Origin of the sequence: Streptomyces glaucescens (assembly GCF_002154375.1) — a bacterium.
In the GTDB taxonomy this organism is placed as follows: Bacteria; Actinomycetota; Actinomycetes; order Streptomycetales; family Streptomycetaceae; genus Streptomyces; species Streptomyces glaucescens.
On record NZ_MUND01000543.1, the window covers coordinates 1 to 6,785 of the forward strand.

A 6,785-nucleotide genomic window follows, 5' to 3' on the forward strand; every position below is an offset into this window, starting at 1 on the left:
GTTCGGTACACGCCGAACCGTCCCGCGCGCGGAGCCCTACGCGGACCGCGCGACCTCCGCGTACTGCTGCGCCAGCCCGTCCAGCAGGGCCGTGAGGCCGGTCTCGAAGGCCCGCTCGTCGACCTTCTCCTGCTGCTCGGCGAGGCGGTGCGCCTGGCCGAGGTGGGGGTAGTCGGCCGGGTCGTACGCGCTGGCGTCGTCCGGGAAGCCGCCGGCGAACGAGCCGAGCGCGGAGCCCATGATGAAGTACCGCATCAGCGCGCCGATCGAGGTGGCCTGGGCGGGCGGCCAGCCGGCGTCGACCATCGCGCCGTAGACGGCGTCGGCGAGCCGCAGGGCGGCGGGGCGGCGGCCGGGGCCGCGGGCGAGCACCGGGACGATGTTCGGGTGGTCGCGCAGGGCGGCGCGGTAGGAGACCGCCCAGTCGTGCAGGGCGGTCCGCCAGTCCCGGCCGTCCTCGAACATCGACAGGTCGACCTGGGCGCTCACCGAGTCGGCGACCGCCTCCAGGATCTCGTCCTTGGTGCGGAAGTGGTTGTACAGCGACGGCCCGCTCACCCCCAGCTCGGCGGCGAGCCGCCGGGTGGAGACGGCCGCCAGGCCCTCGGCGTCCACGAGTTCCCGGGCCGTGTCGACGATCCGGTCGGTGCTGAGGAGGGGCTTGCGCGGTCGGGCCATGGCGCACATAGTAGGGCTGCGACTGGAAACTAGCAGTGCTAATTTAAATGTGCCACTTTCAATCGGTGGCCTTCATGTGACCTACGTGTGGGGTGACGCGCCATGAACCTGGAGCTCAGCGAGGAACAGACCGCCGTACGGCAGCTCGCCCGGGATTTCGTGGAGCGCGAGATCGCCCCCCATGTCATCGCCTGGGACCGGGCCGAGGAGGTCGACCGGAGCATCGTGAAGAAGCTCGGCGAGGTCGGCTTCCTCGGGCTCACCGTGGACGAGGAGTACGGCGGCTCCGGCGGCGACCACCTCGCCTACTGCCTCGTCACGGAGGAACTGGGCCGCGGCGACTCCTCCGTGCGCGGCATCGTCTCCGTCTCCCTCGGGCTGGTCGCCAAGACCGTCGCGGCCTGGGGGAACGAGGAGCAGAAGCGGCGCTGGCTGCCCGGCCTCACCTCCGGCGAACTCGTCGGCTGCTTCGGGCTCACCGAACCCGGCACCGGCTCCGACGCGGGCAGCCTCGCCACCCGCGCGGTCCGCGACGGCGACGAGTACGTCGTCAACGGCACCAAGATGTTCATCACCAACGGCACCTGGGCCGACGTCGTGCTGCTCTTCGCCCGCTCCACGGACGCGCCCGGCCACAAGGGCGTCAGCGCCTTCCTGGTGCCGGCCGACACCCCCGGGCTGACCCGCCGCACCATCCACGGCAAACTCGGACTGCGCGGCCAGGCGACCGCCGAACTCGTCCTGGAGGACGTCCGGGTGCCCGCCTCGGCGATGCTGGGGGAGGAGGGCAAGGGCTTCTCCGTCGCCATGTCCGCGCTCGCCAAGGGCCGGATGTCGGTCGCGGCCGGCTGCGTCGGCATCGCGCAGGCCGCCCTGGACGCGGCGGTGCGCCACGCGGGCGAGCGCGAGCAGTTCGGCCGGACCATCGCCCACCACCAGCTGGTCCAGGAACTGATCAGCGACATAGCCGTGGACGTCGACGCGGCCCGGCTGCTGACCTGGCGGGTCGCCGACCTGATCGACCGCGGCCTGCCCTTCGCCACCGAGGCCTCCAAGGCCAAGCTCTTCGCCTCCGAGGCGGCCGTGCGCGCCGCCAACAACGCCCTCCAGGTCTTCGGCGGCTACGGCTACATCGACGAGTACCCCGCCGGCAAGCTGCTGCGCGACGCCCGCGTGATGACCCTCTACGAGGGCACCAGCCAGATCCAGAAGCTGCTCATCGGTCGGGCGCTGACGGGGGTGTCGGCATTCTGAGTACCTTCTGAGTACGGCGGCGGATGTGGCGCGGGCCACCTCCGCCGACGCTGGACCCCATGAGTGACAAGCAGCAGAACACCGCCGCCTTCTACGGCCAGGCCGTCGCCTCCTTCGCCGTCGCCATGGCCGCCACCGCCATCGGGATCTACCAGCTGGACGCCGACCCGTGGGTGCGCGCCTTCCTCGCCATCGCCGTGCTCTACCTGGTCACCTCCGCCTTCACCCTGGCCAAGGTGATCCGGGACCGGCAGGAGGGCGCGCGGGTCGTGCACCACTCCCAGCGAGGCGTCTAAGCGAGCGCTCAGGTTCGGCGGTATGGTGGTGCCCCTGTCGGCGAGAGGGGCGAGCGAGCGATGAGTACGGCGGAGGAGACGGCCGGCGGCGAGAGCCAGCCGTGGGCCGAGGTCACCCCTGACGCGGCCCGGCGGCTGCTGATCGCCGCCGTGGAGGCCTTCGCCGAGCGCGGCTACCACGCCACCACGACCCGTGACATCGCGGGCCGCGCGGGCATGAGTCCGGCCGCGCTCTACATCCACTACAAGACCAAGGAAGAGCTGCTGCACCGCATCAGCAGGATCGGCCACGAGAAGGCCCTGGACATCCTGCGCACGGCGGCGCGTCGCGAGGGCACCGCCCGCGACCGCCTGGCCGACGCGGTCGGCTCCTTCGTCCGCTGGCACGCCGGCGGGCGTACCACCGCGCGGGTCGTGCAGTACGAACTGGACTCGCTCGGCCCGGACGCCCGCGCGGAGATCCTGGCGCTGCGCCGTCAGTGCGACGACGAGGTGCGCCGGATCATCGAGGACGGAATGGCGTCCGGCGAGTTCGACGTGCTCGACGTGAAGGGCACCACGCTCGCCGTCCTCTCCCTCTGCATCGACGTGGCCCGCTGGTTCAACGTCGACGGACCCTGGACGCCCGACGAGGTCGGCGCCCTCTACGCCGACCTCGTGCTGCGGATGGTGGGGGCCAAGTAGCCCCCGGGCGCTCAGAGGTAGTAGCGGGACACCGACTCGGCCACGCAGACCGGCTTGTCGCCGCCCTCGCGCTCCACGGTGAAGGCGACCGAGACCTGGACGCCGCCCGTCACGTCCTCGACCCCGGTGATGACGGCCGTGGCCCGCAGCCGCGAGCCGACCGGCACCGGGGCGGGGAAGCGCACCTTGTTGGTGCCGTAGTTGACGCCCATCCTCACGCCCTCGACGGTGATCAGCTGCGGCCCGAAGAGGGGGAGCAGCGACAGGGTGAGGTAGCCGTGCGCGATGGTGGTGCCGAACGGTCCGGCCGCCGCCTTCTCCGGGTCGACGTGGATCCACTGGTGGTCGCCGGTGGCCTCCGCGAACAGGTCGATCCGCTTCTGGTCGACCTCCAGCCAGTCGGTGTACCCCAGCTGCTCGCCCACCGCCGCCCTCAGCTCGTCGACGGACGTGAAGATCCTCGGCTCTGCCATGTCCCGGCCTCTCGCTCGCGCCACTCGGTCGCATGCGTCCTCGCATGCCTAAGCAACTGCTTAGCATGGTCGGGTGCGGCGCCCCTGTCAACGGACCGGAAGTGTGACGGCGTAGGTAGGGTTCGAGGGGTGCCCCAGATTCCAGAGAAGATCCACGAGCTCACCGTCGGCCAGCTCTCCGCGCGCAGCGGAGCCGCCGTCTCGGCCCTGCACTTCTACGAGTCCAAGGGTCTGATCAGCAGCCGCCGCACCAGCGGCAACCAGCGCCGCTACAGCCGTGACACGCTCCGCCGGGTCGCCTTCATCCGCGCCGCCCAGCGGGTCGGCATCCCGCTGGCCACCATCCGCGAGGCGCTGGCCGAACTGCCCGAGGAGCGCACCCCCAACCGGGAGGACTGGGCCCGGCTGTCGGAGGTCTGGCGCTCCGAACTGGACGAGCGCATCAAACAGCTCAACCGGCTGCGCGACCACCTCACCGACTGCATCGGCTGCGGCTGCCTCTCCCTGGAGAGCTGTGTGCTGTCCAACCCGGGCGACGCCTTCGGTGAACGCCTCACCGGCTCCCGCCTGCTGGCGGAGCGGCCCGGGCGCCGGGCGGCGCGGCGCGGCGGGGACACGGGCGGCGGAGGGCGGGACGCGGGCGGCGGCGCGGGTCGCGACACCGACGCGGGACGCGGCGGCGAAGGCGGCGGAAGCCGGGACGTGCTGCTGGCCGAGGGCCCCTGAGGGCGGGTCAGACGGCGGGCGTCCCGTCCCGGGCCGCCCGCGCGTACTCCGCCAGGCCGGCCCTCACCAACTCCGCGTTGGACGGGGCCCGTCGGCCGTCCGGCAGGGCCAGCGTGTCCTCCAGGCCGATCCGGGTCGCGAGCCCCAGCCGGCCGGCGAGGCGCAGCACCGGCCAGGCGCCGGCGTCCTCACCGTGCAGCAGCACGGGGCGGCCGTGCGCCCGGCCCAGGCCGGACAGCAGGGCGCGCGCCGACTCCGCCGCCGCGTCCGCGTCCGTCACCTCGGCCAGGACCCGCAGCACCCGCGGCCCGAGCGGCGAACGGGCGAATCGGGCCGCGCCGTCCGTCCCCGACCAGATGCCCGCCTCGACTCCCACACCCCGTTCCAGCAGCGCGGCGGCCACCTCCTCCGCGCCCGGCTCGTGCCAGTTGACCGAGGCGTGGTCGGGCAGCACGGTCCACTCGCGCACCCGCGCGAGCCGGGCCGCGGGATCCGGCTCGGCCCAGGCGCCCGTGGTGACGCCCACCGGCACCGGCACCCGTGCCCGTATCGCCTCCAGGGTCGCGGCGACCACCCGCGCGGACATCGTGTCCCGGCCGCACGGCGTCTTGGGATGGACGTGGAGATCCGTGGCCCCGGCCGCGACGGCACGCGCGGCCTCCTCGGCCATCGCCTCCGGCGTGAGCGGAACGACCGCGCTGTCGGCGGCCCCGCGGGGCCCGTTGAGACACACCTGCACCATGCCTCGATGCTGCCAGACCGTACGGACGGCGCCCCGTCGCCCGGCTCCCGCGCCCGGTTCCTCGGCAAGCCCCCGTTGCCGTACCGGCCGCTGTGAACGGGGGTGCGGCATCCCCCTGCGCACCCCCTGACTACTTCCTCACGCCGACACCAGCATCCGTCCGCGCCGGGCGTACGCCAGCGCCGCGGGGGTCAGCACGGGCAGCGGTACGAGAATCCCGCAGTCCGCGCAGACCGGGCCGGCGGAGGGTTCGTGGTCCAGGTCGTCCTTCCAGAACAGCCGTTCCCCGCCGCACACCGGGCATGCCGAGCCCGGTTCGCGCTCCAGTGCGGCGATCAGCTTGCGCAGCACGTCGGCCAGCGGCTCCCGGGGATGGACCCCGGGATCGTCGCACCAGGCGACACCGAAGCCGCCCCAGGTCATCCGGTGCCAGTCATCCACGCTGCCCGGCCTGCGCAGCCCGTCGTGCTTCTCCTTCCTGCGGCGCTCGGCGAACCCCGCCTCATAGGCGAGCCACACCGCCCGCGCCTCCTCCAGCTCCACCAGCGCGGCCACGAGCCGCGCCGGATCGGGGGAGCGGTCCTCCGGACCGAACCCCGCCCGGGAGCACAGATGGTCCCAGGTGGCCCGATGCCCGTAAGGGGCGAACCGTTCTAGGCACTTGCGCAGCGAGTAGCGCCGTAGCGCCAGGTCGCACCGGGGGTCGCGTACCTGTCTCGCCAGACTCCGGAAACCGGCCATCGCCTTGCACCTCCGTCACATCTGCACCTGTACTTCGGTCACTTCGGCGTCGTACGGACGTCGCCGAATAGACGTATCGACACGCGATTCGGCTCCCTCCTCGGCCATCCGATGTCCGATGGCCGCCATCGATGGGTCCCCGCGACACCCGAAGGTGACGCATGTTCACCTTCCAACCAGGGGATACCGGCGGTAACGACCGGCCCACCCCGTCGGGAGGAGCTGCCATGCCACGGCGCACCCCACGCAACGTGCTCGACAGACTGAGAACTCCCCACAGATTCCCCGGGTTCCTGAAGAGCGCGTCCGTATGCGTTCTCGTTGCCGGACTTTTGGCACCGTTTACCCCGGCGGCCGCCACCCCCGAGACGCCGGCCGCCCCGGCGGCCGCGGCGAACGACCACTGCGGCGGCCGGTGCTCCGACATCCTGCCGCCCGGCCAGAACGGCAACGCCACCCTCGCCCAGATCCTCCTCCACCAGGCCTTCGGCACCCGGCCCGCGCACGCGGACGACCAGCTCGGCCCCTACGCCGGCCTCGCCACCGGCTACCAGAACCTCACCGACGCCACCCTCGGCTCCTTCTTCAACGACGCGTCCTTCGGGGTCCCCGCCGACCAGGTCGCCTCCACCGTCCGGCCCGCCGGGCGCGACGACGTGACGATCGTCCGCGACAAGAAGACGGGTGTGCCGCACATCACCGGCACCACGCGCTACGGCACCGAGTTCGGCGCCGGCTGGGCGGCGGCCGAGGACCGGCTGTGGCTGATGGACGTCTTCCGGCACGTCGGGCGCGGACAGCTGACCCCGTTCGCGGGCGGCGCCGCCGCCAACCAGGGCCTGGAGCAGGAGTTCTGGCGCAACGCGCCCTACACCGAGGCCGACCTCCAGGCGCAGATCGACCGGGCCGCCGCCACGCACGGCGAGCGCGGCCGGCAGGCACTGGCCGACGTGCGCGCCTACGTGGACGGCATCAACGCCTACATCGACGCCTCCGACAGCGCCCGCACCTTTCCCGGCGAGTACGTCCTCACCGGCCACAAGGACTCCGTCACCAACGCCGGCACCATCGAGCACTTCACCCCCACCGACCTGGTCGCGCTGGCCACCGTCATCGGCGCCCTGTTCGGTTCCGGGGGCGGCGGCGAGCAGGAACAACGCGCTCTCCCACCTCGCCGCCGCCCCCGGAACC

8 protein-coding genes and 1 pseudogene are annotated in these 6,785 nt (G+C 72.7%); 5 read left to right on the top strand and 4 right to left on the bottom strand.

Annotated elements, in window-relative coordinates; all coding sequences use genetic code 11:
- Positions 1-36 precede the first annotated feature (36 nt).
- A complete protein-coding gene (locus CCN42_RS31145; RefSeq protein ID WP_086172741.1) occupies positions 37-678 on the bottom strand; it encodes a TetR/AcrR family transcriptional regulator in 642 nt (213 codons plus the stop codon).
- Between the two features lie 102 nt (positions 679-780).
- Here CCN42_RS31145 and CCN42_RS31150 point away from each other — a divergent pair, with 102 nt between their 5' ends.
- From CCN42_RS31150 to CCN42_RS31160, 3 genes are read left to right on the top strand one after another with little or no spacing between them, the layout of a single operon-like run.
- A complete protein-coding gene (locus CCN42_RS31150) occupies positions 781-1,932 on the top strand; it encodes an acyl-CoA dehydrogenase family protein (protein WP_086740634.1) in 1,152 nt (383 codons plus the stop codon).
- Between the two features lie 59 nt (positions 1,933-1,991).
- The gene (locus CCN42_RS31155) at positions 1,992-2,228 is read left to right on the top strand and encodes a YiaA/YiaB family inner membrane protein (RefSeq protein WP_086740635.1); all 237 of its coding nucleotides are present in this window, start codon (positions 1,992-1,994) and stop codon (positions 2,226-2,228) included.
- A gap of 60 nt (positions 2,229-2,288) precedes the next feature.
- Positions 2,289-2,912: a TetR/AcrR family transcriptional regulator gene (locus tag CCN42_RS31160; RefSeq protein ID WP_086740637.1), complete on the top strand. Its 624-nt coding sequence runs from the start codon at positions 2,289-2,291 to the stop codon at positions 2,910-2,912.
- Between the two features lie 11 nt (positions 2,913-2,923).
- Here the strand turns inward: CCN42_RS31160 and CCN42_RS31165 are convergent, their stop codons facing one another.
- Complete coding sequence (locus CCN42_RS31165) at positions 2,924-3,385, bottom strand: MaoC family dehydratase (protein WP_086740639.1); 462 nt, start codon at positions 3,383-3,385, stop codon at positions 2,924-2,926.
- Positions 3,386-3,514: 129 nt separating this feature from the next.
- Between CCN42_RS31165 and soxR the strand changes: the two genes are divergently transcribed.
- Complete coding sequence (gene soxR / locus CCN42_RS31170; RefSeq protein WP_245877548.1) at positions 3,515-4,111, top strand: redox-sensitive transcriptional activator SoxR; 597 nt, start codon at positions 3,515-3,517, stop codon at positions 4,109-4,111.
- A 7-nt stretch (positions 4,112-4,118) separates the two neighbouring features.
- On the opposite strand, the gene CCN42_RS31175 is transcribed toward soxR, so the two are convergent.
- Positions 4,119-4,853, bottom strand: a complete 735-nt coding sequence (locus tag CCN42_RS31175) for a 3-keto-5-aminohexanoate cleavage protein (RefSeq protein ID WP_169731562.1) — start codon at positions 4,851-4,853, stop codon at positions 4,119-4,121.
- Positions 4,854-4,991: 138 nt separating this feature from the next.
- On the bottom strand, positions 4,992-5,594 hold the full coding sequence (locus tag CCN42_RS31180; RefSeq protein ID WP_086740640.1) for a hypothetical protein: 603 nt from the start codon (positions 5,592-5,594) through the stop codon (positions 4,992-4,994).
- A 227-nt stretch (positions 5,595-5,821) separates the two neighbouring features.
- Here CCN42_RS31180 and CCN42_RS31185 point away from each other — a divergent pair.
- Positions 5,822-6,785, top strand: a pseudogene (locus tag CCN42_RS31185) (penicillin acylase family protein); the annotation flags it as partial.

Coding starts and splice junctions, on each gene's coding strand:
- CCN42_RS31180 (WP_086740640.1), bottom strand. CDS start 5,594: ATGGCCGGTTTCCGGAGTCTGGCGAGACAGGTACGCGACCCCCGGTGC.
- CCN42_RS31160 (WP_086740637.1), top strand. CDS start 2,289: ATGAGTACGGCGGAGGAGACGGCCGGCGGCGAGAGCCAGCCGTGGGCC.
- CCN42_RS31145 (WP_086172741.1), bottom strand. CDS start 678: ATGGCCCGACCGCGCAAGCCCCTCCTCAGCACCGACCGGATCGTCGAC.
- CCN42_RS31165 (WP_086740639.1), bottom strand. CDS start 3,385: ATGGCAGAGCCGAGGATCTTCACGTCCGTCGACGAGCTGAGGGCGGCG.
- CCN42_RS31175 (WP_169731562.1), bottom strand. CDS start 4,853: ATGGTGCAGGTGTGTCTCAACGGGCCCCGCGGGGCCGCCGACAGCGCG.
- CCN42_RS31155 (WP_086740635.1), top strand. CDS start 1,992: ATGAGTGACAAGCAGCAGAACACCGCCGCCTTCTACGGCCAGGCCGTC.
- CCN42_RS31150 (WP_086740634.1), top strand. CDS start 781: ATGAACCTGGAGCTCAGCGAGGAACAGACCGCCGTACGGCAGCTCGCC.